A 25,969-nucleotide genomic window follows, 5' to 3' on the forward strand; every position below is an offset into this window, starting at 1 on the left:
TCTGCTATGTCGATGTCGGCGTTGGATCAGCGTGGGTACTTGCACGCTAACGTTCGGGCGGTCGCCGATGACCATTGTAACGACAGTCAGCGGTCGAACGGCTCCGCCGGGCGAAAATCAGTGCGTCACGTCGGAGGTCGAGGCCATGGCCGCACCCACTATTCCGGCGGTGTTGAGCAGGGCCGCGGCCACCACCGGGGTGCGATTTTCGAGCAGCGGTAGCCACTTGTCGGCCTTGCGGCTGATGCCGCCGCCGGCGATGAACAGGTCCGGCCACACCGCGTTCTCGATCGCCACCAGCACGCGGGTGACCTGCTTGGCCCACTTCTCGAAGGTCCAGTCGTTCTTCTCCTTGACCGACGACGCCGCCCGCTGCTCGGCTTCCTTGCCGCCGACCTCGAGGTGCCCCAACTCGGTATTCGGGATCAACGTGCCGTTGTGGATGACCGCGGAGCCGATTCCGGTGCCGAACGTCAGCAACACGACCAGGCCGGACTGGTTTCTGCCCGCGCCGTAGTGTTCCTCGGCCAGCCCCGCGGCGTCGGCGTCGTTGAGCACTGTGACGTCCTGGCCGCCCAGCTCGGCACTGATGATGTCGCGCGCGTTGGTGCCGATCCAGGATTTGTCGACGTTGGCCGCCGTCTGGACGACGCCGTGGGTGACGACCCCCGGATAGGTCACCCCGAGGGGGCCGGTCCAGCCGAATGCGTTGACGACCTCGGCGATGGTCTTGGCGACCGCCGCGGGGGTCGCCGGTTGCGGGGTCAACAGCTTGACCCGCTCGCCGATCAACAGCCCGGTATCCATGTCGACGATGCCGCCCTTGATGCCGCTGCCGCCGACGTCGATGCCGAATCCCCGACGCTCTGCGGCGCCGACGGCGGTGCCGGTGCCGGGCGTATCCGTGGTCGAGTCGGTGCTGGTCATCGAAGCTCCTGGGCGTGACTTTGGCTGTCCGCCCACCTTAGCCCGGCGCCGATGTGGCGACGGGGTATCTGCGGGGGCCGTGCCGCCTGTGATGCGATAGACCGGTGACCCGCCCTCAGGACGAGCCCGCCCAGTTGCGCACGGTGGCCGAGTCGTTGGCCACCGAGGCCGCCGCGTTCGTGCGGCGCCGCCGCGCCGAGGTGTTCGGTGCGGCCGCGGCGGGCTCCGGATCTGCAGGTGGCGGGGCGGTGCGGGCGAAGAGCACCCCCACCGATCCGGTGACCATCGTCGACACGGAAACGGAGCGGCTGCTTCGGGATCGGCTGGCCGAATTGCGGCCGGGCGACCCGATTCTGGGCGAGGAGGGCGGCGGTCCGAGTGACCCGGCGGGCATGCCCGCCGGCGCGGTCACCTGGGTGCTCGATCCCATCGACGGCACCGTGAACTTCGTCTACGGCATCCCCGCATACGCGGTGTCGGTCGGCGTGCAGGTCGATGGCGTGTCGGTGGCGGGCGCGGTCGCCGACGTCGTCGGCAATCGCGTGTACTCGGCGGCGACGAGGCAGGGTGCACACGTCATCGACGAGGAAGGGATCCAGCCGTTGCGGTGCGCCGCGGTCGACGACCTGTCGATGGCATTGCTGGGCACCGGTTTCGGCTATTCACGGCAGCGCCGGGCGACGCAGGCGGTGTTGTTGGCGCGGCTGCTGCCGGTGGTCCGCGACGTTCGTCGCATCGGTTCGGCGGCGCTCGATTTGTGCATGGTCGCGGCGGGCCGGCTCGACGCGTTCTACGAGCACGGCCTGCAGCCGTGGGACTGCGCCGCCGGGGCGCTGATCGCGGCCGAGGCGGGGGCGCGAGTTACCTTGCCGCCGCCCGGCATCGAGGGCGCCGGACTGGTGCTGGCCGCCGCACCGGGAATCGCCGACGCGCTGCTGGCCGCGCTGAACGAGGTCGACGGGCTGGACCCGATTCTCGACTGACGGCCCGTCAGCAGCTGCTGGAGTGAATTTTGGTGAGTAGCGCGGGGTCCGACGGCCCGGTGGCGCCCGGGCGCAGGGTGGCCAGTACGGCATCGATGTCGTCGTTGTGGGCCAACGCGGTGAAGTCCGTTCCCAACGACAGGTCGACGGAGTCGTCGGCGCGGTTGTCGTTGAACAACTCCATGCACGGCGCCACTAGCCACACCGTCGCGGCGGTGGCTTGCCCGGCGGTGCCGAACCGGATCTGGCCCTGGCAGGTGAGGCGGGTGCCCGCATAGAGCGGGTCGTTGGCAGCGGTCGGCTGCGTGAAGCCAAGGTCTTTGAGTGCACCTGCGACGTCGCCGGCCTGTCCGCCGCGGCCGCTGGCGTTGAGCACGCGGACCTTGGTGTCGTTGAGCTTGGCGGGCGTGACGTCCATCATCGCGCTGCGCGACACCTGCTCACCGAGCTGAGCCGGCGTCGAATTCGCCGCCTGGGGTGGCGCGTTGCACGCCGCGACCTCGTGCACGTTGGCGGGCCGGGTCAGCGCGATCGTCCACACCACGGCCGTCGCCGCCACCAGGAGGACCACCACAACGATGGCGGGCCGGGGATTGCGTCGCCGGAAGGGCCGGCCGTGCTTATCGAAGGCGGTACCCTCGGTGATTTGTGCGACCACAGGTGCACTCTAGTCGCACCCTAAACGCACTGTTCAAAGGCGAACGCAAGGGCCAATATGGGTGTGTGACGTAAATCACACATTAACCGACCGCTATCCGGGCACGAATCATTTGGTGGATGCGTTCGACGCTGGTACAAAGCGATGCTTGAACTAACGCGGGCATGTACATGTAGAGGCAATACGGCAGGGGAACAGAAATGCCTACCGACTATGACGCTCCACGGCGCACCGAGACCGACGATGTCTCGGAGGACTCGTTGGAGGAGCTCAAAGCACGACGCAACGAGGCGGCCTCGGCCGTGGTCGACGTCGACGAATCCGAAACCGCTGAATCTTTCGAGCTGCCCGGCGCCGACCTGTCCGGGGAAGAACTGTCGGTGCGCGTCATTCCCAAGCAGGCTGACGAGTTCACCTGCTCGAGCTGCTTCCTGGTGCAACACCGCAGCCGACTGGCCAGCGAGAAGAACGGCCTGATGATCTGTACCGATTGCGCAGCCTGATAGGTCAGCTGCGCAATGCCGACAGCACCCGCTCGGGGTGGCGGCAACTCACCAGCCAGTACGGCGTCGGGTCGTCCGGGTCGTCGAGGACGACCAAAATCATCGGCCCGATCCACGCCCGATGCAGGACGAACGCCGCCGGGTCGAGTTGGCGGCCCAGCGCCGCGGACTTGGCCGACGGGGCGACCGAAGCGGACCGGGCGATCACGGTGACCGGCAGGTGCGCCTCACCGGCCCACAGTTCCACCCCGCCGGGGGCGTCCGGGTCAGCGGTGACCCGGATTTCCACGCGGCCCAGCCACAACAGCGCTCCGGCCGCCACCGCGAACAGCGTCGCGTACGGCAGCCAGAACGGCCGGGGGGCGACACCCATGTTGACTTCGAACGCGATCAGCCCCGCCAGCCCGAAGGCCAGCGGCCACCACCACCATGGCACCCACAGTCGTTCGCGATATCGCACACTGTGCGGCGCGACGCGCGTACCGGACACGCAGTCAAGGGTAATCTGTGCCCCCGTGTCGACCAGTCTGGCCATCGTGCGCCTCGATCCCGAGCTTCCACTGCCCACGCGCGCGCATGAGGGCGACGCGGGAGTGGACCTCTTTAGCGCGGAGGACCTCAAGCTGGAACCCGGTCGGCGCGCCCTGGTGCGCACCGGGGTCGCGGTCGCGATTCCGTTCGGGATGGTCGGGTTGGTCCACCCGCGTTCGGGATTGGCGTCGCGCGTGGGACTTTCGATCGTCAACAGTCCCGGCACCATCGACGCGGGCTATCGCGGCGAGATCAAGGTGGCGCTGATCAACCTCGACCCGGCCGAACCCATCGTGGTGCATCGGGGCGACCGCATCGCCCAGCTGCTGGTGCAGCGAGTCGAGCTGGTCGAGCTGGTCGAGGTGTCGTCGTTCGACGAGGCCGGCCTGGCCGACACCTCCCGTGGCGATGGTGGCCACGGTTCCTCCGGCGGACATGCGAGTTTGTGATGGCACTTAAGAGACGCAATGACGACAGTGACGAGCCGGTGAACGCCGAGGCCGCCGCCGACCCGATCGACGACGAGTACGGCGAAGAACTCGAGGGCCCGTTCGACATCGACGATTTCGACGACCCCTCGGTCGCGGAGCTGGCGCGCCTCGACCTGGGTTCGGTGCTCATTCCGATGCCGGAGGCGGGCCAGCTGCAGGTCGAGCTGACCGAGACCGGGGTCCCGAGCGCGGTCTGGGTCGTCACGCCCAACGGCCGCTTCACCATCGCCGCCTACGCGGCGCCCAAGACGGGCGGCCTGTGGCGCGAGGTGGCCGGCGAACTCGCCGATTCGCTGCGCAAGGACTCGGCCAAGGTCAGCATCAAGGACGGCCCGTGGGGCCGTGAGGTGGTCGGCTCCGCATCCGGGGCGGTGCGGTTCATCGGGGTCGACGGCTACCGGTGGATGATCCGCTGCGTCGTCAACGGCCCGCACGAGACCATGGAGGCTCTCGAGCAGGAGGCGCGAGCGGCGTTGGCGGACACCGTGGTTCGTCGCGGTGACACGCCGCTTCCGGTGCGCACGCCGCTGGCCGTGCAGCTGCCCGAGGCGATGGCGCAGCAACTGCGGGAAGCCGCGGCCGCCCAGCAGGCCCAGCAACAAGGCGAGGCGCAACAGGCGGCGCCGGAGTCGGGGTCCAACGAGCCGGCGGCGCGCCGCAGCGTCGAGGGCTCGGCCATGCAGCAGCTGCGCACCACCACCGGCGGCTGACAGCCCTCAGCTGACGTCGGCGAGCGCGGCCAGGCACGCCGCGCCCAGCGCGGCGGGGTCCGCGCCGATCTGGTCGAGCGTCACGGTCCGCAGCGCCGCGCGCGGCGCTGCGGCGACCCACTCCACGCCGACGTCCAGCGGATGGATCGGATCGTCGACCGCGGCCGCCACGCCCAGGGGCACGGCCAGCCGGGCGAGCGCGGATCGGCTCGGTGCCACGTAGGCGGCGGCCTCGTCCATCGCGTCGGGCAGTTGCGGCCACTGCGCCCGCCACGACCGGGCCAGCTCGTCGGCCAGCCACGCCGGGCTGGACGCCCGCATCTGACCGGTGGTCACCGCCAGCCCGTCGGCGCGCAGCTGCGACGCGGTATACCGCGCCGCGAGCGCCGCGGGCGCCGCTTCCGGGGCGCCGGCCCAGGCCGGCAGCGCGGCCAGGACGGCGACCGCCTTATCCGGGTGGGCCAGTGCCCAGGCGGCCGCCACCGCCGCGCCGATCGACACGCCTCCGGCGGCGATCGGGCCGGTGCGCGCGGCGGCATCCAGAGCCGACAGGTAGCCGTCGATCAATCGATCCGGGCGCGGCGGCGGGGCCACCAGGACCCCGCCCACGTCGCCCAACGGGGCCGAAAACGCCCGGTGAACGTAGTCGTCGTCGGACCCGGTGCCGGGCAACAACACCGTCGTGACACCCCGCAGATCGACAGCCACCCCCTGATAGTGCCCCGGCGTTCAGCCGCGCTCCAACACGACGTTTGACTCGGTTGGCGTGCGGGAACCAACAGGTCTACGGTGTCCGTTGGCATAAGTGAAGCGCCGAGGCTTAACAGCATTGTCAGGAGTGGCCATGGGGGCCCAAGGATATCTGCGCCGGCTCACCCGTCGTCTGACGGAGGCGCCGGAGCAACGCGACTCCGAGGAGTTGTCCGACGAGGTCGCCAGCACCGGCGCGCAACGGGTCATTGATTGCGAGCGGGGCCAAGAGGTCACGATGGTCGGCACGCTGCGCAGCGTGGAATGTAACGGCAAGGCCTGTGCGGGCGGTGTCCGCGCCGAGCTTTTCGACGGCAGCGACACCGTCACGTTGGTCTGGTTGGGGCAGCGCCGGATCCCGGGCATCGACTCGGGCCGCAAGCTGCGGGTGCGCGGCCGGTTGGGCAAGCTGGAGAACGGCACCAAGGCCATCTACAACCCGCACTACGAAATTCAGCGGTGACCCCACCCGACGATCGGGGGCCGACTTCGGTACCCGACGAGTCGGGCGCGGCTGAGCGCGCGACCGTCAACCGCATCACGGCGGAACGTCTGCTGCGACAGGCGGGCGGCATCAGCGGGGTCATCTATTCGTCGCTGCCCGTTGTGATCTTCGTCATTGTGTCGAGCGTGTCGGGCTTGTTCGCGGCGATCGCCTCCGCGCTGACCGCAGCCGCGCTGGTCTTGGTGTGGCGCCTGATTCGACGGGAATCCGCGCAGCCGGCCCTCTCCGGGTTCCTCGGCGTAGCGATCTGTGCGCTGATCGCCTACATCGTGGGGGAGTCCAAGGGCTACTTCCTGTTGGGCATCTGGATGTCGCTGCTGTGGGCGGTGGTCGTCGCGGCGTCGATTGTCATCCGGCGGCCGCTGGTCGGCTACGTGTGGACGTGGGCCACCGGGCGGGGTCACGGCTGGCGCGACGTCCCGCGGGCCGTCCACGCGTTCGACATCGCCTCGGTCTGCTGGGTGCTGGTGTTCGCCGCCCGGTTCGCGGTCCAAGGTCTGCTCTACAACGCCAACCAGACGGGTTGGCTGGCCGTCGCGCGCATCGCGATGGGGTGGCCGCTGACCGTGGCGGCCGCGCTGGTGACGTACCTGGCGATCAAGTCCGCGCAGCGTGCCATGCTCGCGGTCGGCGACGCCCCCGCCCCGATCGACGCCGACCCCGTCAGCGACTAGCGGTGATCGCGAGAGCGGCCGCGGCGATCGCGAGCGCGGCCGCGGTGATCGCGAGCGCGGCGTAGCCGGGCGAAGCGGGTCGCCGCAAAGTCCAAGCCGGGCGCTGCGGGTCACCGCCGTCGGCCCTAGTCTTCGAGCCCCGGCCCGTCCGGCAGCAGGAGCTTGCGCAGATCCTCTTCAACCTCGGCGACCGCGACGAAGAGCAGCTCGTCGCCGCCTTCCAGCGGCTCGTCCGCCTCGGGCACGATGACCCGCGGGCCGCGCAGGATCGTCACCAGGGAGGCGTCCCGGGGGAGCTGCAGCCGGCGCACCGGCTTCCCGCCCCACGGTGTGTCGTCGGGCAGCGTGATCTCCACGAGGTTGGCCTGCCCGCGGCGGAATTCCATGAGCCGCACCAGATCACCGACCGCGACGGCCTCTTCGATCAGCGAGGCCAGCATGCGCGGGGTGGACACCGCCACGTCGACGCCCCAGGCGTCGGTGAACAGCCACTCGTTGCGGGGGTCGTTGACCCGGGCCACCACCCGGGGCACCGCGAATTCGGTCTTTGCCAGCAGACTGAGCACGACGTTGGCCTTGTCGTCGCCGGTGGCGGCCACCACCACGTCGAACTCGTGCAGGCGCACCGACTCCAGCAGGCTCAATTCGCAGGCGTCGCCGAGCCGCCAGTGCGCGGCGGGGATGGCGTCGACGTCGACGTGATCGGGGTTGCGCTCGATCAGCGTCACGTCGTGTCCGTTGCCGACGAGTTCGCGACTGACGGAGCGGCCGACCGCGCCGGCCCCGGCGACAGCTACCTTCATGTTCGCCGCTCCTTAACCGAGGTCTTCACTGGGCGGCAGGGCCGCGATGGCCACGGCCTCGGCCACGCGGCCCGAGATCGCGGCGACGTAGACCTGGTCGCCGGCTTGCAGGACTGTCTTCGGTTCCGGCAAGACGCCGGCGCCGAACCGGATCAGGAAGGCGACGCGGGCGCCGGTTGCCTGCTCGAGGTCGGTGACCCGGTGTCCTATCCACTCCTCCTGCAGGACGACCTCGGCGACGGCCACCGTGCCGGTCGGATCCCGCCACTTGGCGGTCTCGGTGTCCCGCAGCAGCGCGTTGAGCAGGCGGTCGGTGGTCCAGGGCACGGTGGCGATCGTGGGGATGCCGAGGCGTTCGTAGACCTCGGCGCGCTTGGCGTCGTAGATCCGGGCGACGACGCGCTTGACGCCGAAGGTCTCCCGGGCCAGCCGCGCCGAGATGATGTTCGAGTTATCCCCGGATGACACGGCGGCAAACGCGTCCGCCTCCTCGATGCCGGCCCGCAGCAGCACGTCGCGGTCAAACCCCTGACCCAGCACCCGCTCTCCGGCGTATTCGGGGCTCAGCCGGTTGAAGGCGGTGCTGTCGCGGTCGATGACCGCGACGTCGTGGCCGATCCGCGATAGCCCGTCGGCCACCGAGGAGCCGACTCGGCCGCAGCCCATCACCACTACTCGCACTTACGATCCTCTCGGCCGCGTCCTGCGTCTCCCATCGGCAACCCACGTCGGCCAGCCGATTCGGGTCGGCAAACATTCTCGCCTACGAAGTTACCGCCAAACCCGTGTGGGCTTACTCTTGGCTCTCGTGTCCAAACTTTCAACCGCAGCGCGTCGGTTGCTGATTGGCCGGCCGTTCCGCAGCGACCGGCTGAGTCATACCCTGCTGCCCAAGCGGATCGCCTTGCCGGTGTTCGCGTCCGACGCGTTGTCCTCGGTGGCCTACGCGCCCGAGGAGATCTTCCTGATGCTCTCGGTGGCCGGCCTGTCCGCGTACGCGCTGGCGCCGTGGATCGGTCTTGCCGTGGCCGCGGTCATGCTGGTCGTGGTGGCCAGCTACCGCCAGAACGTGCACGCCTACCCGTCGGGCGGGGGCGACTATGAGGTGGTCACCACCAACCTCGGCGACACCGCCGGCCTGGTGGTGGCCAGCGCCCTACTGGTGGATTACATTCTCACCGTTGCCGTTTCGACCGCGTCGGCGATGTCCAACATCGGCTCCGCCATCCCAATCGTGGCCGAACACAAGGTGTGGTTCTGCGTGGCGGCCATCCTGCTGGTGATGGCGATGAACCTGCGCGGCGTCCGCGAGTCCGGATTGGCGTTCGCCATTCCGACCTACGCGTTCATCATCGGCTTGACCGTCATGATCGGCTGGGGACTGATCCGTGCCTTCGTGCTCGGTGATCCGCTGCGGGCCGAATCCGCCGGTTTCCAGATGCATGCCGAGCACGGCCAGATCGTCGGTTTCGCCCTGGCGTTCCTGGTGGCGCGGTCGTTCTCCTCGGGATGCGCGGCGCTGACCGGTGTGGAGGCGATCAGCAACGGGGTCCCGGCGTTTGAGAAGCCCAAGTCGCGCAACGCGGCGACCACACTGCTGATGCTCGGCGCAATCGCGGTGAGTCTGTTTATGGGGATGATCCTGCTGGCCAAGAAGACTGGCGTCCAAGTGGTCGATGACCCGGCCAGGCAGCTGGCGGGCACGCCGCCGCACTACTACCAGAAGACTCTCGTCGCACAGCTCGCGCAGGTGGTCTTCGGGAGCTTTCACATCGGCTTCCTGCTGATCGCGGCTGTGACCGCACTCATTCTGGTGCTGGCAGCCAACACCGCGTTCAACGGGTTTCCGGTACTCGGCTCGATCCTGGCGCAGCACAGCTACCTGCCGCGCCAGCTGCACACCCGCGGAGACCGGTTGGCGTTCTCCAACGGGATCCTGTTCCTGTCCGGGGCCGCCCTGCTGGCGATCATCGCGTTCCGTGCCGAGCTCAGCGCGCTGATCCAGCTCTACATCGTCGGCGTGTTCATTTCCTTCACGTTGAGCCAGATCGGCATGGTCCGGCACTGGACCCGGCTGTTGCGCAGCGAGACCGATCCGCGGGCGCGGCGCCAGATGATGCGCTCCCGAGTGGTCAATACCGTTGGGCTGATCGCCACCGGCGCCGTTTTGGTGGTCGTTTTGGTGACCAAGTTCGTCGCCGGCGCCTGGATCGCGCTTTTCGCGATGAGTTTGCTGTTCGGAATCATGAAGATGATCCACCGGCACTACGGGACCGTCAGCCGGGAACTGGAGGAACAGGCCGCCGCCCAGCACGACGTGGTGCTGCCCAGCCGCAACCACGCCCTGGTGCTGGTGTCGAAGCTACATCTGCCGACGCTGCGCGCGCTGGCCTATGCCCGCGCGACCCGTCCCGATGTGCTCGAGGCGCTCACCGTCAGCGTCGACGAGGCCGAGACCCGAGAGCTGGTGCATCAGTGGGAGGAAAGCGACATCAGCGTGCCGCTGAAGGTCATCGCCTCGCCTTATCGCGAAATCACCCGTCCGATACTCGATTACGTCAAGCGGGTCAGCAAGGAGTCAGCGCGCACCGTCGTCACCGTGTTCATCCCCGAGTATGTGGTGGGGCATTGGTGGGAGCAGGTGCTGCACAATCAAAGCGCGCTGCGGCTCAAGGGCCGGCTGCTGTTCATGCCCAACGTGATGGTGACTTCGGTTCCGTGGCAATTGAATTCGTCGGAGCGGCTGCAGGCGCTGCAGCCGCACGTGGCCCCGGGCGACACTCGTCGGGGAATCTTCGATTGATACGCGAATCGTCCCGCACGCCCAACGCGGTGCTTCCCTCGGCTGGGGAACTCACGCTGGTGACCGGCTCCCCGGCCAACGGTGGCAGCTGTGTGGCGCACCACGAAGGGCGCGTGGTGTTCGTCCGCTATGCGCTGCCGGGTGAGCGAGTGCGGGTCCGAGTGACCGCCGACCGCGGATCCTATTGGCACGCAGAGGCCCTCGAGGTGCTAGAGCCGGCCGACGACCGCGTCGAGTCGCTGTGCCCGATCGCCGGCGTCGACGGGGCCGGATGTTGCGACCTGGCGTTCGCCGCGCCGGAAGCGGCGCGTGCCCTCAAGGCGCAGGTGGTCGCCAACCAACTGGAGCGACTGGGCGGACACCGCTGGACCGGCGAGGCCGAACCGCTGTCGGATTCCGGACCGGCGGGGTGGCGCACGCGCGTCCGGCTGGATGTGGGGGCGGACCGGCGGCCCGGCTTTCACCGGTATCACAGCGACGATCTGGTGACCGACCTGCGCTGCGCGCAGTTGCCGCCCGGCATGCTCGACGGGCTTACCAAATCGGACTGGCCGCCGTCGGCCCAACTGCACGTTGTCGTCGACGACGACGACGCGCGCCACGTGGTGCGCACGCTGCGCCAGGGCAAACGGACCGTGACCAAGGTCGTGCAGGGCGGCTACGAGGCGGTCCAGCGGGTGGACGGGCGCAGTTGGCAGATCCCGGTGACGGCCTTCTGGCAGGCTCACCGCGGCGCGGCCGCGGTGTATAGCAGGCTGGTCGCCGACTGGGCCCAGCCGGGCCCCGGCACGACCGCGTGGGATCTGTACGGCGGCGCGGGTGTTTTCGCCGCGGCGCTGGGCGCCGCGGTCGGGGAGTCCGGGCGGGTCCTGACCGTGGACACCTCGCGGGCGGCGACGCGGTCCGCCCGCGCCGCGCTGGACGACCTGCCGCAGGTGCAGGTCGTCACCGACTCGGTGCGCCGGGCGCTCGGCGCGCAACGCTCGAGCGCCGACGTGGCGGTGCTGGATCCGCCCCGGGCGGGCGCCGGGCGCGAAGTCATAGAGCTGCTGGCCGCCGCCGGGGTTCCGCGGGTGGTGCACATCGGTTGCGAGGCGGCGTCTTTCGCGCGCGACATCGGCCTCTACCTCGCCCAGGGCTATGCCGTCGAGAAGATCAAGGTATTCGACGCCTTCCCGCTCACGCACCACACCGAATGCGTCGCACTGTTGACCCGCTAGCGATTAGAGGAAGGGCGCCGCAGCCGATAGACTCCCTCGCGGTGTGCCGGGAAGTCTGGTCGGCGATGTCCTCGTCGACCAACCGAAAGGCTTAGGTGCCTACCACCGGAGAGCGGGCCGCGCCCGTCGACGCATCAAGCGGTATGGGGCTGCGGCCGTCATGACCGAGACTCTTCGCTACGCGCTGATCATTTCGCTCTGCAGCGCAGTCGGTTTGGTGGCGGTGCTGGCGAACCGCCTCACCGAGCGGGTGAAGATTCCGGTGCCCCTGCTCGTGCTGGTCGGGGCCGCCGTGGTGGTGCACGCTGTGCCGGCGGTGCAGTCACCGTCCGAGCCGACCGTGGAGCGGGTGATCACCATCGCGTTGGTGTTGGTGTTGTTCGACGGCGGCATGCACATCGGACCATCAAGGTTCCGCGCGGCTGCCGTGCCGATCCTGTCGCTGGGTGTGGTAGGAACCGCCCTCACCGCCGCCGGGGCGGCGCTGGTGGTGCACTACGCATGCGGAATCGGTTGGTTTCCGGCCGTACTCGTCGCCACGGCGGTGGCCCCCACCGACCCGGCCGTGGTTTTCTCGGTCTTGGGCAAGCGCGAGATCAGGGGCCGCAGCAGCACAATTCTGGAGGGCGAGTCCGGTGCCAACGATCCGGTCGGCATCGCCCTGATGTCCAGCCTGATCGCCGCAGGCGGGCTCAGCGCAGCCGGATTCGCCGGTGTGGGAAAGCAATTCGTTCTCCAGATGGTGATCGGACTGGCCGTCGGGGTGATCGGCGGTCGTGCCCTGCTCGTCTTCATGCGTCGCGTCGCCCTACCGAGCGAAGGCCTCTACTCGCTGCGAACGCTGGCATCCTGCCTGATGCTGTACGGCATCGCCACGCTCGCGCACGGCTCGGGCTTCCTAGCGGTGTTCGTCGCGGGCATCGTGATCGGCGAGGCACGCGCGCCCTACAAGCCGGAGATCAAGCGATTCCATGCCGCCCTGGCCGGCCTGGCCGAAATCGTCGCGTTCGCCTTTCTGGGCTTGACCGTCGACATCGTCGTGCTCGCCCATCCAGACGTGTGGATCCCGGGGCTGGTCCTCGGTGTGGTCCTGACTCTGGTGATTCGGCCGTTGGCGGTGGGCTCGTGCCTGATCCCCGTCGGGTTGCGGCGCAACGAACGCATCTTCGTCCTCTACGCCGGGCTCAAGGGGGCGGTGCCGATCCTGCTCGGCGAGTTCCTTCGAGCCGCCCATGTCGCCGACGCCGAACGCCTCTACGGCATCGTCGTCATCGTCGTTATCTTCTCCGTCCTGGTGCAGGGAAGTTCGGTGCCGGGTGTCGCGCGGCTACTACGCCTGCCCATCCGCACCGTGGAAACCCAGCCGTGGCAGATAGGTGTCCGGCTCGCGGACGAACCGCAGGGGGTCCATCGCTTCAGCGTTGCCCGTGGGTCGGCCGCCGAGGGGTGCACGGTCGAGGGGCTCAGCGACCGCGTGGGCGACATCTGGGTGAGCATTGTGGTCCGCACCACCGGACTGGTGCCCGTCCGGGGCGATACCGAACTCCGGGCCGGCGACGAGGTCGTTGTGCTCGCGGATCCCGAACTGCGCGAGAGTCTTGCCGACCTCTTCGGGCGCTCGTAGGCCCGCGCCCTTCGGTCGCTTCCCTGTCGTACCCGCGGACGTTGCGTAGACTATCGGGATGCTGGAACAGATCCGCGGGCCCGCTGATCTGCAACACCTGTCCCAACAGCAGCTGCGCGAGCTCGCCGCCGAGATTCGCCAGTTCCTGATTCACAAGGTCGCTGCCACCGGGGGACACCTGGGGCCCAATCTCGGCGTGGTCGAACTGACGCTGGCGCTGCATCGGGTGTTCGACTCGCCGCACGACCCGATCGTGTTCGACACCGGTCATCAGGCGTATGTCCACAAGATGCTGACCGGCCGCGCCCAGGATTTCGAGAGCCTTCGCAAGAAGGGCGGCCTGTCGGGCTATCCGTCGCGAGCCGAGAGCGAACACGACTGGGTCGAGTCCAGCCACGCCAGCGCCGCCCTGTCGTACGCGGACGGCCTGGCCAAAGCCTTCGAGCTGACCGGCCACCGCAACCGGCACGTGGTCGCCGTAGTCGGCGACGGCGCGCTCACCGGCGGCATGTGCTGGGAGGCGCTGAACAACATCGCCGCGTCGCGCCGCCCGGTGATCATCGTGGTCAACGACAACGGCCGCAGCTACGCGCCGACGATCGGCGGTGTGGCCGACCACCTGGCGACCCTGCGGTTGCAGCCGGCCTACGAGCAGGCGCTGGAGAAGGGCCGCAACGCGGTGCGCTCGATGCCGTTCTTCGGCGAGCTCGCCTACCGGTTCATGCACAGCGTCAAGGCCGGCATCAAGGACTCGCTGTCCCCGCAGCTGCTGTTCACCGACCTCGGCCTGAAGTACGTGGGGCCGGTGGACGGCCACGACGAGCGCGCGGTGGAGATGGCGCTGCGGCACGCGCGCGGTTTCGGCCGGCCGGTGATCGTGCACGTCGTCACCCGCAAGGGCATGGGTTTCGGCCCGGCCGAGGACGACGAGGCCGAGCAGATGCACTCCTGCGGCGTGATCGACCCGGTCACCGGGCAGGCCACCAAGGTCGCCGGCCCGGGCTGGACCTCCTCCTTCTCCGACGCGCTCATCGGCTACGCCAGGAAGCGCCGCGACATCGTGGCGATCACCGCGGCGATGCCGGGCCCGACCGGCCTGAGCTCCTTCGGCCAACAATTCCCGGATCGGCTGTTCGACGTCGGCATCGCCGAGCAGCACGCCCTGACGTCGGCCGCGGGACTGGCGATGGGCGGCATGCACCCCGTGGTGGCCATCTACTCGACGTTCCTTAACCGCGCCTTCGACCAGATCATGATGGATGTGGCGCTGCACAAGCTGCCCGTCACCATGGTGCTGGACCGCGCCGGCATCACCGGTTCGGACGGCGCCAGCCACAACGGCATGTGGGACATGTCGATGCTGGGCATCGTGCCGGGCATGCGGGTGGCGGCACCCCGGGATGCCACCCGGTTGCGCGAGGAACTCGGCGAGGCCCTCGACGTCAACGACGGCCCGACCGCCCTGCGGTTCCCCAAAGGTGATGTGGGCGAAGACATTCCGGCGCTGGAGCGGCGCTCGGGCGTGGACGTGCTGGCGGTGCCAGCTGCCGGGTTGAACCACGACGTGCTGCTGGTGGGCGTCGGCGCGTTCGTCCCGATGGCGTTGGAGGTGGCCAAGCGGCTGCACAACCAGGGGATCGGCGTGACGGTGATCGACCCGCGCTGGGTGCTACCGGTGTCCGACGGGGTGCTTGAGCTCGCCGCGCAGCACAAATTGGTCGTCACCTGCGAGGACAACGGGGTCAGCGGCGGCGTGGGGTCGGCGGTGTCGGCCGCGCTGCGCGGCGCCGAGATCGATGTCCCGTGCCGCGACGTCGGCCTGCCGCAGCGGTTCTACGAGCACGCCTCGCGGGGTGAGCTGCTGGCCGACCTCGGGCTGACCGATCAGGACGTGGCCCGGCGCATCACCGGCTGGGTGGCCGCCCTGGGCAGTTCCGTCACCGAAGCGGAGATCCGCGAACACCTCGATTAGTCGTCCTCAGGCTCCTGCTCGGCCGGGGGCTGCAGCGCCTGGGCCAGCGGGGGATCCACCAATTCGCGCTGCCACCGCCTTGCCTGCCCGGCCCGCAGGAACGTCTCGACGGCATCGAGAGGATCGGGCGCCGGCTCCCAGTCCCAGCACAACCGTCGCACCAGATCGGGCGAGACCAGGTTCTCGGTCGGGACGCGCACCTGCTCCGACACTCTCGACAGCGCCGCCCGCGCCGCCTCCAGCCGTGCGGCCGCCTCGGGTTTGCGCCTGCTCCAGCGCGCCGGCGGGGGCGGGCCGTTGGGCGGTTCGGTATCGGCGGGCGGGTTCTTCGTTCGCCGCGCCGCCTCCAACGCCCCCAGCCAGGTGGCGGCGCTGCGGCGTTGATTGCGCCCGCCGAACACCGGCAGCGCGGTGAGGTCCTCGATCGTCTTCGGGTCGGCGATGGCGGCCTCGATGATGGCCGAGTCGGGCAGGATGCGCCGCGGCGCGATGTCACGGCGCTGGGCGATGCGGTCGCGGGTCAGCCACAGCTCGCGAACCGCGGCCAGCGCACGCGGGTCGCGCACCCGGTGGATCCCCGAGGTGCGCCGCCACCGGTCCGGTCGCGGCGCGGCGCTGGGATCCCTGGACCCTACCGCCCGCAGATAGTCGAATTCCTCTGCGGCCCAAGCCGTTTTCCCCTGCTCGGCCAGGACGTCGGCGATCGCGGCGCGCAGCTCGATGAGCAGTTCCACATCCAGCGCCGCGTAGTTGAGCCATTCCTCGGGCAGCGGGCGCTTGGACCAGTCGGCCGCCCCGTGGCCCTTGGCCAGCCCGGAACCCAGCAGCCGCTCGACCATGGTCGCGAGGTTCACCCGCTCGAAACCGGCCAGCCGCCCGGCCAGCTCGGTGTCGTAGAGGGCCGGCGGCCGCAGGCCGACCTCCGCCAGGCAGGGCAGGTCCTGGTCGGCGGAATGCAGGATCCATTCGTCTTCGCTCAGCACCTCGGCGAGGGGTCGCAGTGCCTCCAGCGGATCGGCCCCGTGGCTGACCGGGTCGATGAGCACCGTGCCGGCGCCGGCCCGGCGGATCTGGATCAGATACGCCCGATTGGAATACCGGAAACCCGACGCCCGCTCGGCGTCCACAGCGAACGGCCCGCGGCCATGCTCCAGCAGCGTCGCGGCCTCCTGGATCTGCCGCGCCGTCACCGAGAGGTCGGGAATCCCTTCGGCGGGGCGCAGCAGCGGCGTGGGCTGGGGTTCGGGGTTGTCGGGCTCGCTGTGGTCGGGCGCAGTGCTGCCGGGCCCGGGGGCCTCCGGTTCGCACATGTCAGGCGCGTGACCGGGAGCTCAGATCGGTGACGCCCGTCGGTGGGAGGCCCGCCGCGTGTTCGAGTACCTCGCAGAAGGCTTCGACATGGACGCCGACTTGCGGCGTGGTCGCCGTCCAGGATGCCCGCAGCTCCAACTGGTGGGCGCGCGGCGGCCCGGAGATGTCGCCGTAGCGCACCGACGTGGTCGCGGTGACGGTGCCGCCCAGGGCGGTGACCTGATCCATCCGGGACTCCAGCGCGTCCACCAGCCAGCTCCACGCCACCTCGGGCAGCAGGGGATCGACGGCCTCGCTGGGGTCCAGATCGGCCTGGATGTAGGCGACCAGTCGGATGGTGCCGTCCCACGCGTCGGCGCCTTCCGGGTCGTACAGCAGGATCAGCCGGCCGAAGGCGTCGCCTTCGGACCGCTCCGGGACGATCTCGCGGTCGGGGTGTTTGACCTCGGCCCCCAGCGCATAGCTGTAGGGCGCCAGGCGTTGCGGTGGACGGATCGGGCCCAGCTCGATTTCCGGCCGCACGGTGACGCCGTTCATCGCCGCTACCGCCTCGCGGAATGGCTCCGGTTCAGCTGAGGTCACTTGGCGCCGCTCCTGTTCATCCCGGTCGCTCTTCGTCGTCGCGGCACGGGTCACAGGGTCCGACGGTAGACCCATCGGCCGACAGGCGAAACCAGGCGCGCCGACCGCTACCAAGCCGTTACCAGAGCTCATCGGGGCGTATCGAGCCAGCTCAGGAGGCGTTTCCGCCGGTAAATCGGGCGGGTCGCTTCTCGCGATGTGCGGCCAGGCCCTCCTGCACGTCGGGGCCGCTGAAGCTGAGGAATTCCAGGCCGAGCGAGGTGTCGAAGGCGGGTGCGAACATGCGGTACCAGTAGTTGAGGCTGTGCTTGGTCCAGCGGATGGCGTTCTGCGCGCCCCGCGCCAGGTCCTCGGCGATCCGCGTGGCCGTGGCCAGCACGTCTTCGTTGTCGACGCAGGTGGAAACGAGGCCGATCCGCTCGGCCTCTTCCCCGAGCAGCGTCTCGCAGGTGAGCAGGTAGTACTTGGCCTTGGCCATGCCGACCAGTAGTGGCCAGCAGATCGCGGCGTGGTCGCCCGCGACCACGCCCAGCTTCGTGTGCCCGTCGATGAGTTTCGCCGTGCGGCCCGCCACCGAGACGTCGGCGAGCAGGGCCACCACCAGGCCCGCCCCGACGGCCGGTCCCCGGATCGCCGAGACGACCGGCTTGTCGAAGTTGACCATGTTGAGCACCAGGTCGCGGGCTTCGCGCATGATGCGGATCCGGTCCTCGTACTCGCCGATGGTTTCGGCGATCAGGTCGAAGCTGCCCCCGGAGGAGAAGGCCTTGCCTTCGCCGCGGACCAGCACGACGCGGACGTCGGGGTCGCGGGCGATCGCCGGCCAGATGTCGGCGAGGTCGCGGTGCATCTGCGGGCCCACCGAGTTGAGGCCGGGGGCGTCGAGAACCAGCGTCAAGATGCCGTTGTCGCCCACTTCGCAGCGCAGACTGGGGAACTCGGCGTAATTCACGGGGGGCTGGCTGACCGGCACGGTGGTTGATAGTACGCAGCGCGGGGGCGAGGCCGCCGCCGTGGCAGCATTGAGGACGATGAGTACCCGTCGCGACCTCCCCGAGTCGCCGTACCTGGCCGCTGTCACCGGCAGCAAGCCCGGTCGACCCCCGGTGTGGTTCATGCGGCAGGCCGGTCGCTCGCTGCCCGAATACCGGGCGCTGCGGGCCCAGGCCGACATGCTGTCGGCCTGTTTCGACGCCGAACTGGTCTGCGAGATCACCCTGCAGCCGGTGCGGCGCCACGACGTCGACGCGGCCATCTTGTTCTCCGACATCGTGGTGCCGCTGCTCGGCGCGGGCGTCGACCTCGACATCGTCGCGGGCGTCGGGCCGGTGATCGCCTCGCCGGTGCGCACCGCCGCCGACGTCGACGCGATGAAACCCCTTGACTGCCAACGTATTCAGCCGGTTTCCGACGCGGTCACGCTGCTGGTGGCCGCGCTCGGCGCCGTCCCGTTGATCGGGTTCGCGGGGGCGCCGTTCACCCTGGCGTCCTACCTGATCGAGGGCGGCCCGAGCCGCCACCACGCCCGCACCAAGGCGATGATGCTCGCCGAGCCGGACAGCTGGCACGCGCTGATGGAGAAGCTGACCGACATCACCGTCGGCTTCCTGCGGGTGCAGCTGGAGGCCGGCGTGGACGCCATTCAGGTGTTCGACTCGTGGGCGGGCGCGCTGTCGCTCGCCGACTACCGGACCTACGTCCAACCGCACAGCGCACGGGTTTTCGGCGCGCTCGCCGAATACGGCGTGCCGATGACGCACTTCGGCGTCGGCACCGCCGAACTGCTGGGTGCCATGTCGACGGTCGGCGCGACGGTGGTGGGCGTGGACTGGCGCACCGCGCTGACCGACGCGGCCGCCCGGGTCCGGCCCGGTACGGCGCTGCAGGGCAACCTCGACCCGGTGGTGCTGATGGCCGGATGGCCCGCCGTGGAACGCGCCGCCCGCGCCGTCGTCGAGGACGGACGCCACGCCGTCGACGCGGGCGCGACCGGTCACGTCTTCAACCTTGGCCACGGCGTGCTGCCGGACACCGACCCCGGTGTGCTGACCGATCTGGTGTCGCTGGTCCATTCCCTATGACCGCCGCCTCGTATTGCGTTGTCGGGGGTGGTATTTCGGGGCTGACGGCGGCCTATCGGCTGCGCGCCGCGGTGGGCGACGACGCGCACATCACGCTGTTCGATCCCGCCGACCGGCTCGGCGGCATCCTGCGGACCGAGCGCGTCGGCGGGCAGGCGATGGACTTGGGCGCCGAGGCGTTCGTGCTGCGTCGGCCGGAGATGCCGGCGCTGCTGGACGAGCTGGGGCTCTCGGGGCGGCGAGTGGTGTCCACGGGCGCCCGGCCGTTGATCTACAGCCAGCGGAGCCTGCACCCGCTGCCCATCGGCACGGTCATCGGGATTCCGTCGTCGGCCGCGTCGGTGGCGGGACTGGTCGACGAGGCGACCGTCGCGCGCATCGAGGACGAACCCGGCCGCGCTCTCGCATGGCGACCGGGCAGCGACCCCGCGACGGCCGAACTGGTCGGCGAGCGGTTCGGCGAGCAGGTCGTGACACGGTCGGTCGATCCCCTGCTGAGCGGGGTGTATGCGGGCTCGGCGGCCACCATCGGTCTGCGCGCGGCGGCCCCTGGCGTCGCGGCGGCCCTGGACCGCGGCGCCTCCAGCCTGACGGACGCGGTCCGGCAGGCGCTGCCACCGGCCACCGGGGCGCCGGTGTTCGGGGCGCTCGACGGCGGCTACCAGGTGCTGCTCGACGCGCTCGTCGCGCGCGGTCGACCGCATTGGGTGCGGGCGGCGGTGCAGCGGCTGGACCGCGCCGAGGCCGGCTGGTCGCTGCTGGATGACACCGGAGCCCGCCGGCATGCCGACGCGGTGATCCTGGCCGTCCCGGCCCACCGCGTGGCGCGCCTACTCGCCGAAATCGCCCCGGCCAGCGCGGCCGCCGCCGGCCGGATCACCAACGCGTCCTCGGTCGTGGTGGCGCTCGCCGTGCCGGGTGACACCCCCTTCCCGGACTGCTCGGGGGTGCTGGTCGCGACCGGAGAGCGGTTGCGGGGCAAGGCGATCACGCTCTCGTCGCGCAAATGGGGCGCCCGCGGGGACGCCCAGCTGCTGCGGCTGTCGTTCGGCCGGTGCGGCGACGACGTGGCTACCAGCGTTTCCGACGACGAGTTGTTGGGCTGGGCGTTGAGCGACCTGGTCGACGCGTTCGGGCTGGCCGTCGACCCCCTCGATGCCCGCGTGCAGCGCTGGATCGACGCGATGCCGCAGTACGGGCCCGGCCACGCCGAACTGGTCGCCGAGATACGGGCGGGGCTGCCGCCGGCGCTCGCCGTGGCCGGCAGCTACCTCGACGGCATCGGTGTGCCGGCGTGCGTCGGTGCGGCCGGGCGCGCGGTCGAAGCCCTCGACCTGAAGGTGGCACGATAGGTTCCATGGCCAAGCTCGACTACGACACCCTCAACGCCACGATCCGCTACCTGATGTTCTCCGTCTTCTCGGTGCGGCCGGGGGAGCTGGGGGATCAGCGCGACGCCGCGATCGATGACGCGTCGCGGTTTTTCAAGCAGCAGGAGGAGCGCGGCGTCGTGGTGCGCGGTCTCTACGACGTGGCGGGCCTGCGGGCCGACGCCGACTTCATGATCTGGACCCACGCCGAAAACGTCGAAGCGCTGCAGGCCACCTACGCCGACTTCCGGCGCACCACCACGCTGGGGCGGGCCTGCTCGCCGGTGTGGAGCAGCGTGGCGCTGCATCGGCCGGCCGAGTTCAACAAGAGCCACATCCCGGCGTTCCTGGCCGGGGAGGAGCCCGGGAACTACATCTGCGTGTATCCGTTCGTCCGGTCCTACGAGTGGTACCTGCTGCCCGACGAGGAACGGCGCCGCATGCTTGCCGAACACGGCATGGCCGCGCGCGAGTACAAGGACGTGCGCGCCAACACGGTGCCGGCGTTCGCGCTGGGCGACTACGAATGGCTGCTGGCCTTCGAGGCCCCCGAACTGCACCGCATCGTCGACCTGATGCGCGAGCTGCGCGCCACCGACGCGCGGCGGCACACCCGCGAGGAGACGCCGTTTTTCACCGGCCCCCGGGTGTCGGTCGAGCAGTTGGTGAATGCGCTGCCATGACGACCGCATTCGACCCCAACGATCCGACGCGTTTCGAGCAGATGTACCGCGATGAGCGCACGTCGCACGGTTTACCCACCGCAACGCCATGGGACATCGGCGGGCCCCAGCCGGTGGTCCAGCAGCTGGTCGCGCTGGGTGCGATCAAGGGCGAGGTGCTTGACCCGGGCACCGGGCCGGGCCATCACGCGATCTATTACGCCTCGAAGGGCTACTCGGCGACCGGCATCGACGGCTCGGCGGGAGCCATCGAGCGGGCCCGGCGGAACGCCGAAAAGGCCGGGGTCTCGGTCAACTTCGAGCTGGCCGACGCCACCAAGCTGGACGGATTCGGCGGCCGGTTCGACACCGTCGTCGACTGCGCCTTCTACCACACCTTCAGCACCGAGCCCGAGCTTCGGCAGTCCTACGTGCGGGCGCTGCACCGCGCGACCAAGCCCGGCGCGCGGCTGTTCATGTACGAGTTCGGCCAACACAACATCAACGGCTTCAAGATGCTGCGGTCGTTGTCCGAGAACGACTTTCGCGACGTGCTTCCGGCCGGCGGCTGGGAGATCACCTATCTCGGCACGACCACCTACCAGGTCAACGTGAGTGTCGAGTCGATCGAGCTGATGGCCGCGCGTAACCCCGACATGGCCGATCAGGCGCAGGTGTTGCTGGAGCGCTTCCGCGTGATCGAGCCCTGGCTCGAGGGCGCGCGGGCGCACGCCCCGTTCTGGGAAGTGCACGCCACCCGGGTGGACTGATCTCGGACCGTCCCCGCCCCGCCTTGCCCGCCTGGCTTCCGCGAGACTCAAACCGTGGCGACGCTTTCCGGCGTGTCGCATGCGTACTTTAAGTGTCGCGGCATCCGCGACAGGTGAGCGCGCCTCGGACGCGGCGTATCACATCGTCGGGCTTGTCCTCGGCGATCACCCGGATGACGACCCAGCCCAGTTCGTCGAGCTTCCGGAGCCGATTCTGGTCCCGTGCGTACTGGCGGCGGTTAGTGCGATGGTGGTCTCCGTCGTACTCGACCGCCACTTTGTAGTCCTCCCAACCCATGTCGAGGACGGCCACGAGTCGCCAGTTCTGCTGCACCGGTATCTGCGTGGTGGGAGCCGGAAGCCCAGCGTCGATCAGCAGCAAGCGCAGCCACGTTTCCTTCGGGGATGCTGCGCCCGGGTCGACCAGCGGAAGCGTTGTGCGTAGCGTCCGCAGACCGCGCGCCCCCGCATGCCGCTTGGCGAGGAGCGTTACCTCCTCGATCGAGAACGGCGTCGCTCGCATCAGCGCGTCGAGTCGCGCCACCGCTTTGCCGTGGGGCGGCCGCCTGGCCAAGTCGAACGCCGTCCTCGCCAGAGAAGTCACCGGCAGGCCGCTGGCACGCACGACCTCGTCCGGTCGGACACGCTGATTGAGGGTGATGACGCCAGTCGGCGGATGCGGGTTCCGCCAAATCAGCTCGATCGGCTCGTCGTCATCGATCCATTGCGAGCCATGCAGCGCCGCGGCGGCAAGTCCAGCGAGCACGCCACGGCGGCCCGACCACAACCACGCCCCAACCGAACGCGTGCGGAGCGACGGCGTGGCGTGAGCCGGAAGATAAACGTCGGGATATATGGCGCGAAATTGAGCTCGCAGCTGGTGCCGGCTCACGGTTCCCCGCCGCACTGCCTCGCTGCCGAGAAACACGTCGTCCACATCGGGAAAGACGCCACGAAGACGCCGCCGGCTCCGCGAGACTTAAACCGTGGCGACGCTTTGCGGCGTGTCGTGTGCGTGGTTTAAGTGTCGCGGCACGCGGCGACCGCTGGGACTATGCCTCGGCCGGCACCAGGCGCAGTGAGATGGAGTTGATGCAGTAGCGCTGATCGGTCGGCGTGGGGTAGCCCTCGCCGGCGAACACGTGGCCCAGGTGGCTGTGGCAATTCGCGCACAGCACCTCGGTGCGCGTGGTCCCCATCGAGTGGTCGGGCCGCAGGATCACCGCGTCGGAGTTGGCCGGGTCGAAGAACGACGGCCAGCCGCAGTGCGACTCGAATTTCTCTGTGCTGCGGAACAATTCGGCGCCGCAGGCCCGGCACTGATAGATTCCTTCGGTTTTGGTGTCGGTGTATTCACCGGTGAACGGCCGCTCGGTGCCGGCCTGGCGCAGCACGTGAAACTCCTGGGGCGTGAGCTTCTGGCGCCACTCGTCGTCGGTCAGCTGCAGCTTCGGGGTAGTCATGCCTCCACGCTAGCTTTATTTGCGGTGACCCGTCCCCCAGCTTCGCGGGGGTACCCCCAGCGCCCGGCTTTCGCCGCGCTTGCGGTCACCGCGCGCGCCGCATTTGCGATCACCGCGCGAGCTCAGGCCGACCCGTCAGCGACGCCGGGTCGATACCGTCGTCCAGCCGGTCCTCGGCCTTCGCGTCCAGATAGCGGAACAAAAGCACGGTGAACACCACGATCAGCAGCAACGACCAGCCGTAGGTGATCTTGAGGTAGTGCAGCGCGCGGCCATACCTCATGTACCGGTAGATTAACCAGTCGTCGAGCGTGAGGAAGCCGTAGATCCCCAGCCACGCGGGCCAGTTACGGATCAGCGAGTTTCGCAGCACCACCGTCATCAGGAACGGCAACAGCATCATCGAGTAGTAACCCTGGGCCAGCGGCAACACCAGCCACGACCACAGCAGCAGCACGCCCGACGAGTTGGTGAACCAGAACAGCGGGTCGCGGGTGCGGTAGTAGCGATAGAGCAGCCACAGCGCGCCGATCGCGATCACGGTGAACAGAAGTCGCAGGAAGACGATCAGCCACGTGGGCAGGCCGAAGTACACGCCGTTGCCCTCGATCGAGCTGTTGAAGTAGTCCCGGACGCCGCCGATGTAGGGCAGCGTGCGCGTGACGAAATCAGTCGGGTCGCTGACCAGCGGCCAGGCGGCCGCGTTGATGGCGATCGGCACGAGAAACGCGGGCACCAGCGTGCGCCACTGCCGGTTCAGCAGGGGCAGCAGCAGCAGCGGACCCAGCACGGGCTTGAGCGTGAGCGTCAACCCGATGACGAGCCCGGCCCACCACTGGTGCCGCACCTTCCCGTCCAGCAGCCACCGCAAAAACAGCACCTCTGCCAGCAGCACGCAGCCGTTGATGTTGGTGAACACCAGCGTGCTGGTGACGCTTTCCGTGCAGAACATGGCCAGCAGCAGGGCGGGAGCGGCCACCGAGGACAGCGTGAACTTGAACAACCGCAACAGCAGGTACCAGGCGATCAGGATGGCCACGGTATTGATCAGGATGAACAGGTACCGCGACGGCGTGAAGGACAGGTAGCCGAACGGCGCCATCAGCAGCGTGCCGCCGGGCGGGTACAGGTAGTGCGGGTCGACGTAGTCGAAGTGCTCGTTGTAGATGTCCCAGCCGCGCCGGAAGTTGAGGACCGCGCGGTACACCGGCTTGAAGTCGTCGGTGATGTTGCCGTTGAGCGTCAGGATGATGCTGCGGTGCAGCACCGAGAGAATGGCCACCGGCCACAACGCGGATCGCAATATCGTCGCGGTGTTCGGCGGGCCGCTACGGGGACGAAAGGCGGCGAGCGTCCGATCACGCAAGCCGGTTCGGGTCGGATCAGCTGCCGTCACCAGCGCACCGTACACCGGCGTGCGGCCGGAAAATCAGGCGGGACAGTACGTGTCGGTTCCGGGCAGTTTGCCGCTGTTGACGTAACCCATCAGCGGGGACACCGCGCACGGGGAGTAGATGCTGGCGCCGTGGCCGATGCCCTGCCACATCACCCGCTTGCTGGCCGCGTTCGCGTTGATCACGGTCGCGGCCGTGGCCGCGACGCCTTCGCTCCCGACGATCGGGTCGTTCTGCACGCCCAGTAGCAGGGCGTCCACATTCAACGATTTCGGCGGCGCCGGCGGCGAGCCGGTGGGCCAGTGCACGCATTTGACCAAGTTGAGCGCCGCGACGGTGCCGAACTGCGGGTACAGCTTGGCCCACGCCACGACCAGTTCGCGCACCCGGTCCGGGGTGGGGCGATTGACGGCGTCGCTGCAGGTGTTGACGAACTGGCCGTCAGAGTCCTGGGTGGCGTTGGCGTGGTTGATCAGGTTGGTCAGCTGGTTGGTGTCGCCGGAACGGGCGGCCGCCAGGGCGTTGGCCAGGTTGGTGCTGGCGTTGACACGGCCGCCGGAGGGAAAGCCCAGCGCGACGGTGATGGCGTTCGCCACCTCGGCCACGGACGCCCCGGCCGGCCCCTTGCCGGCGCGGGCGTCGGCCAGCAACGCGCCGACGGCGCCCTTGGGGTCGGGACCCAGCGCACAGTTCACCGCGATGCATTGGGCGGCGAACGCGTCGAGCGCGGCCTGCTGGCCCTTGACCTGTTGCTCGGCGGCTGCTTCGGCGTTGACGCCCAAGGCAACTGGCGAGTCGAGGATCAACCTGGCGACCTTGTCGGGGCGCGCAGCGGCGTAGGCCAGCGCCACCTGTGCGCCGTTGCCGACCCCGACCAGCGCGACCGCGGGAACGTCCCACAGCGAGCGCAGCCGCTCGATGTCCGAGGCGGCGTGGGCGTTGTCGTAGGCGCCGGCGCCCGGCGCGATGGCGTCGGTGCAGTTGGTGGTGGCGGTGTTCGCGACGTCCGAGAGGTTGGCGACGGGGTCGTCGCCGGCTTGGAACTGCGCCTGGTCGCGCATGATCTGGCGGTCGGAGGGGTCCCGGCAGTCGATCGGGTTCGACATGCCCATGCCACGCCGGTCGACGGCCACGATCGGGTGGGTCTGCAGCACGTCGGCGCCGCCCCGCGACAGCCAGACC

Annotated in this window: 27 protein-coding genes; 14 read left to right on the top strand and 13 right to left on the bottom strand. The window is 69.4% G+C overall.

All coding sequences use genetic code 11. The features are described from left to right. Positions 1–117 precede the first annotated feature (117 nt). Positions 118–927 (bottom strand): polyphosphate--glucose phosphotransferase, encoded by an 810-nt coding sequence (gene ppgK, locus A5695_RS23730; RefSeq protein ID WP_068088163.1) that lies wholly within the window; start codon positions 925–927, stop codon positions 118–120. A 104-nt stretch (positions 928–1,031) separates the two neighbouring features. On the opposite strand from ppgK, the gene A5695_RS23735 reads away from it, so the two are divergent. Continuing rightward, a complete protein-coding gene (locus A5695_RS23735; RefSeq protein WP_068088165.1) occupies positions 1,032–1,910 on the top strand; it encodes an inositol monophosphatase family protein in 879 nt (292 codons plus the stop codon). Positions 1,911–1,917: 7 nt separating this feature from the next. Here A5695_RS23735 and cei read toward each other — a convergent pair whose 3' ends face one another. Beyond that, a complete protein-coding gene (gene cei / locus A5695_RS23740) occupies positions 1,918–2,568 on the bottom strand; it encodes an envelope integrity protein Cei (RefSeq protein ID WP_068088167.1) in 651 nt (216 codons plus the stop codon). A 200-nt stretch (positions 2,569–2,768) separates the two neighbouring features. On the opposite strand from cei, the gene A5695_RS23745 reads away from it, so the two are divergent. Continuing rightward, on the top strand, positions 2,769–3,071 hold the full coding sequence (locus tag A5695_RS23745; protein ID WP_007171590.1) for a DUF4193 domain-containing protein: 303 nt from the start codon (positions 2,769–2,771) through the stop codon (positions 3,069–3,071). Positions 3,072–3,075: 4 nt separating this feature from the next. On the opposite strand, the gene A5695_RS23750 is transcribed toward A5695_RS23745, so the two are convergent. After that, positions 3,076–3,561, bottom strand: a complete 486-nt coding sequence (locus A5695_RS23750; RefSeq protein WP_068088170.1) for a DUF3093 domain-containing protein — start codon at positions 3,559–3,561, stop codon at positions 3,076–3,078. A gap of 25 nt (positions 3,562–3,586) precedes the next feature. Between A5695_RS23750 and dut the strand changes: the two genes are divergently transcribed. Further along, positions 3,587–4,051: a dUTP diphosphatase gene (gene dut / locus A5695_RS23755; RefSeq protein ID WP_068088173.1), complete on the top strand. Its 465-nt coding sequence runs from the start codon at positions 3,587–3,589 to the stop codon at positions 4,049–4,051. Beyond that, positions 4,051–4,803, top strand: coding sequence for a DUF3710 domain-containing protein (locus A5695_RS23760; protein WP_068088176.1), 753 nt, complete (start codon positions 4,051–4,053; stop codon positions 4,801–4,803). Before dut ends, A5695_RS23760 begins: the two co-directional genes overlap by 1 nt. Before the next feature lie 6 nt (positions 4,804–4,809). On the opposite strand, the gene A5695_RS23765 is transcribed toward A5695_RS23760, so the two are convergent. Beyond that, positions 4,810–5,511, bottom strand: a complete 702-nt coding sequence (locus A5695_RS23765) for a hypothetical protein (protein ID WP_068088180.1) — start codon at positions 5,509–5,511, stop codon at positions 4,810–4,812. Positions 5,512–5,647: 136 nt separating this feature from the next. Here A5695_RS23765 and A5695_RS23770 point away from each other — a divergent pair, with 136 nt between their 5' ends. Beyond that, positions 5,648–6,016: an OB-fold nucleic acid binding domain-containing protein gene (locus A5695_RS23770; RefSeq protein WP_067268953.1), complete on the top strand. Its 369-nt coding sequence runs from the start codon at positions 5,648–5,650 to the stop codon at positions 6,014–6,016. Positions 6,017–6,090: 74 nt separating this feature from the next. Next, the gene (locus A5695_RS23775) at positions 6,091–6,732 is read left to right on the top strand and encodes a DUF3159 domain-containing protein (RefSeq protein WP_068088251.1); all 642 of its coding nucleotides are present in this window, start codon (positions 6,091–6,093) and stop codon (positions 6,730–6,732) included. A gap of 125 nt (positions 6,733–6,857) precedes the next feature. Here the strand turns inward: A5695_RS23775 and A5695_RS23780 are convergent, their stop codons facing one another. After that, the gene (locus A5695_RS23780) at positions 6,858–7,535 is read right to left on the bottom strand and encodes a TrkA family potassium uptake protein (protein ID WP_068088182.1); all 678 of its coding nucleotides are present in this window, start codon (positions 7,533–7,535) and stop codon (positions 6,858–6,860) included. Between the two features lie 12 nt (positions 7,536–7,547). Continuing rightward, a complete protein-coding gene (locus A5695_RS23785; RefSeq protein ID WP_156749825.1) occupies positions 7,548–8,216 on the bottom strand; it encodes a TrkA family potassium uptake protein in 669 nt (222 codons plus the stop codon). A 127-nt stretch (positions 8,217–8,343) separates the two neighbouring features. Here A5695_RS23785 and A5695_RS23790 point away from each other — a divergent pair, with 127 nt between their 5' ends. From A5695_RS23790 to dxs, 4 genes are all read left to right on the top strand, one after another. Further along, positions 8,344–10,338, top strand: a complete 1,995-nt coding sequence (locus tag A5695_RS23790; protein ID WP_068088185.1) for an APC family permease — start codon at positions 8,344–8,346, stop codon at positions 10,336–10,338. A 29-nt stretch (positions 10,339–10,367) separates the two neighbouring features. Continuing rightward, positions 10,368–11,558: a class I SAM-dependent RNA methyltransferase gene (locus tag A5695_RS23795; protein ID WP_068088190.1), complete on the top strand. Its 1,191-nt coding sequence runs from the start codon at positions 10,368–10,370 to the stop codon at positions 11,556–11,558. A gap of 160 nt (positions 11,559–11,718) precedes the next feature. Next, the gene (locus tag A5695_RS23800; protein WP_068088200.1) at positions 11,719–13,182 is read left to right on the top strand and encodes a cation:proton antiporter; all 1,464 of its coding nucleotides are present in this window, start codon (positions 11,719–11,721) and stop codon (positions 13,180–13,182) included. A 58-nt stretch (positions 13,183–13,240) separates the two neighbouring features. Further along, on the top strand, positions 13,241–15,154 hold the full coding sequence (dxs, locus tag A5695_RS23805; RefSeq protein ID WP_068088203.1) for a 1-deoxy-D-xylulose-5-phosphate synthase: 1,914 nt from the start codon (positions 13,241–13,243) through the stop codon (positions 15,152–15,154). Here dxs and A5695_RS23810 read toward each other — a convergent pair. The 3 genes from A5695_RS23810 to A5695_RS23820 all read right to left on the bottom strand — a co-directional run bounded on the left by A5695_RS23810 (position 15,151) and on the right by A5695_RS23820 (position 18,020). Continuing rightward, complete coding sequence (locus A5695_RS23810) at positions 15,151–16,464, bottom strand: ribonuclease D (RefSeq protein ID WP_068088208.1); 1,314 nt, start codon at positions 16,462–16,464, stop codon at positions 15,151–15,153. The genes dxs and A5695_RS23810 overlap by 4 nt on opposite strands. A gap of 1 nt (position 16,465) precedes the next feature. Continuing rightward, the gene (locus tag A5695_RS23815; protein WP_082946268.1) at positions 16,466–17,122 is read right to left on the bottom strand and encodes a DUF3000 domain-containing protein; all 657 of its coding nucleotides are present in this window, start codon (positions 17,120–17,122) and stop codon (positions 16,466–16,468) included. Positions 17,123–17,198: 76 nt separating this feature from the next. After that, positions 17,199–18,020 carry an enoyl-CoA hydratase/isomerase family protein gene (locus A5695_RS23820; RefSeq protein WP_068088210.1) on the bottom strand — a complete coding sequence of 274 codons (822 nt, stop codon included), beginning with the start codon at positions 18,018–18,020 and terminating at the stop codon, positions 17,199–17,201. Between the two features lie 58 nt (positions 18,021–18,078). Here A5695_RS23820 and hemE point away from each other — a divergent pair, with 58 nt between their 5' ends. The 4 genes from hemE to A5695_RS23840 are packed head-to-tail and all read left to right on the top strand — an operon-like array spanning position 18,079 to position 21,930. Continuing rightward, a complete protein-coding gene (hemE, locus tag A5695_RS23825) occupies positions 18,079–19,128 on the top strand; it encodes a uroporphyrinogen decarboxylase (protein ID WP_068088213.1) in 1,050 nt (349 codons plus the stop codon). Beyond that, entirely contained in the window at positions 19,125–20,480 is a 1,356-nt protein-coding gene (locus A5695_RS23830) for a protoporphyrinogen oxidase (protein ID WP_068088215.1), read from the top strand. Before hemE ends, A5695_RS23830 begins: the two co-directional genes overlap by 4 nt. Before the next feature lie 5 nt (positions 20,481–20,485). Beyond that, complete coding sequence (hemQ, locus tag A5695_RS23835; RefSeq protein ID WP_068088217.1) at positions 20,486–21,181, top strand: hydrogen peroxide-dependent heme synthase; 696 nt, start codon at positions 20,486–20,488, stop codon at positions 21,179–21,181. Further along, positions 21,178–21,930 (top strand): class I SAM-dependent methyltransferase, encoded by a 753-nt coding sequence (locus tag A5695_RS23840; RefSeq protein WP_068088221.1) that lies wholly within the window; start codon positions 21,178–21,180, stop codon positions 21,928–21,930. Before hemQ ends, A5695_RS23840 begins: the two co-directional genes overlap by 4 nt. Before the next feature lie 88 nt (positions 21,931–22,018). Here A5695_RS23840 and A5695_RS23845 read toward each other — a convergent pair whose 3' ends face one another. From A5695_RS23845 to A5695_RS23860, 4 genes are all read right to left on the bottom strand, one after another. Beyond that, positions 22,019–22,867, bottom strand: a complete 849-nt coding sequence (locus A5695_RS23845) for a DUF559 domain-containing protein (protein WP_068088224.1) — start codon at positions 22,865–22,867, stop codon at positions 22,019–22,021. 115 nt (positions 22,868–22,982) lie between these two features. Beyond that, entirely contained in the window at positions 22,983–23,393 is a 411-nt protein-coding gene (gene msrB, locus A5695_RS23850) for a peptide-methionine (R)-S-oxide reductase MsrB (RefSeq protein WP_068088225.1), read from the bottom strand. 109 nt (positions 23,394–23,502) lie between these two features. Continuing rightward, complete coding sequence (aftC, locus tag A5695_RS23855) at positions 23,503–24,804, bottom strand: arabinofuranan 3-O-arabinosyltransferase (RefSeq protein ID WP_068088226.1); 1,302 nt, start codon at positions 24,802–24,804, stop codon at positions 23,503–23,505. Between the two features lie 18 nt (positions 24,805–24,822). Beyond that, positions 24,823–25,969, bottom strand: a 1,147-nt coding sequence (locus tag A5695_RS23860; protein ID WP_068088232.1) for an alpha/beta hydrolase, incomplete at its 5' end; no start/stop codon positions are given.

The sequence above is a fragment of the Mycobacterium sp. E1747 genome, from assembly GCF_001667775.1.
GTDB lineage: Bacteria > Actinomycetota > Actinomycetes > Mycobacteriales > Mycobacteriaceae > Mycobacterium.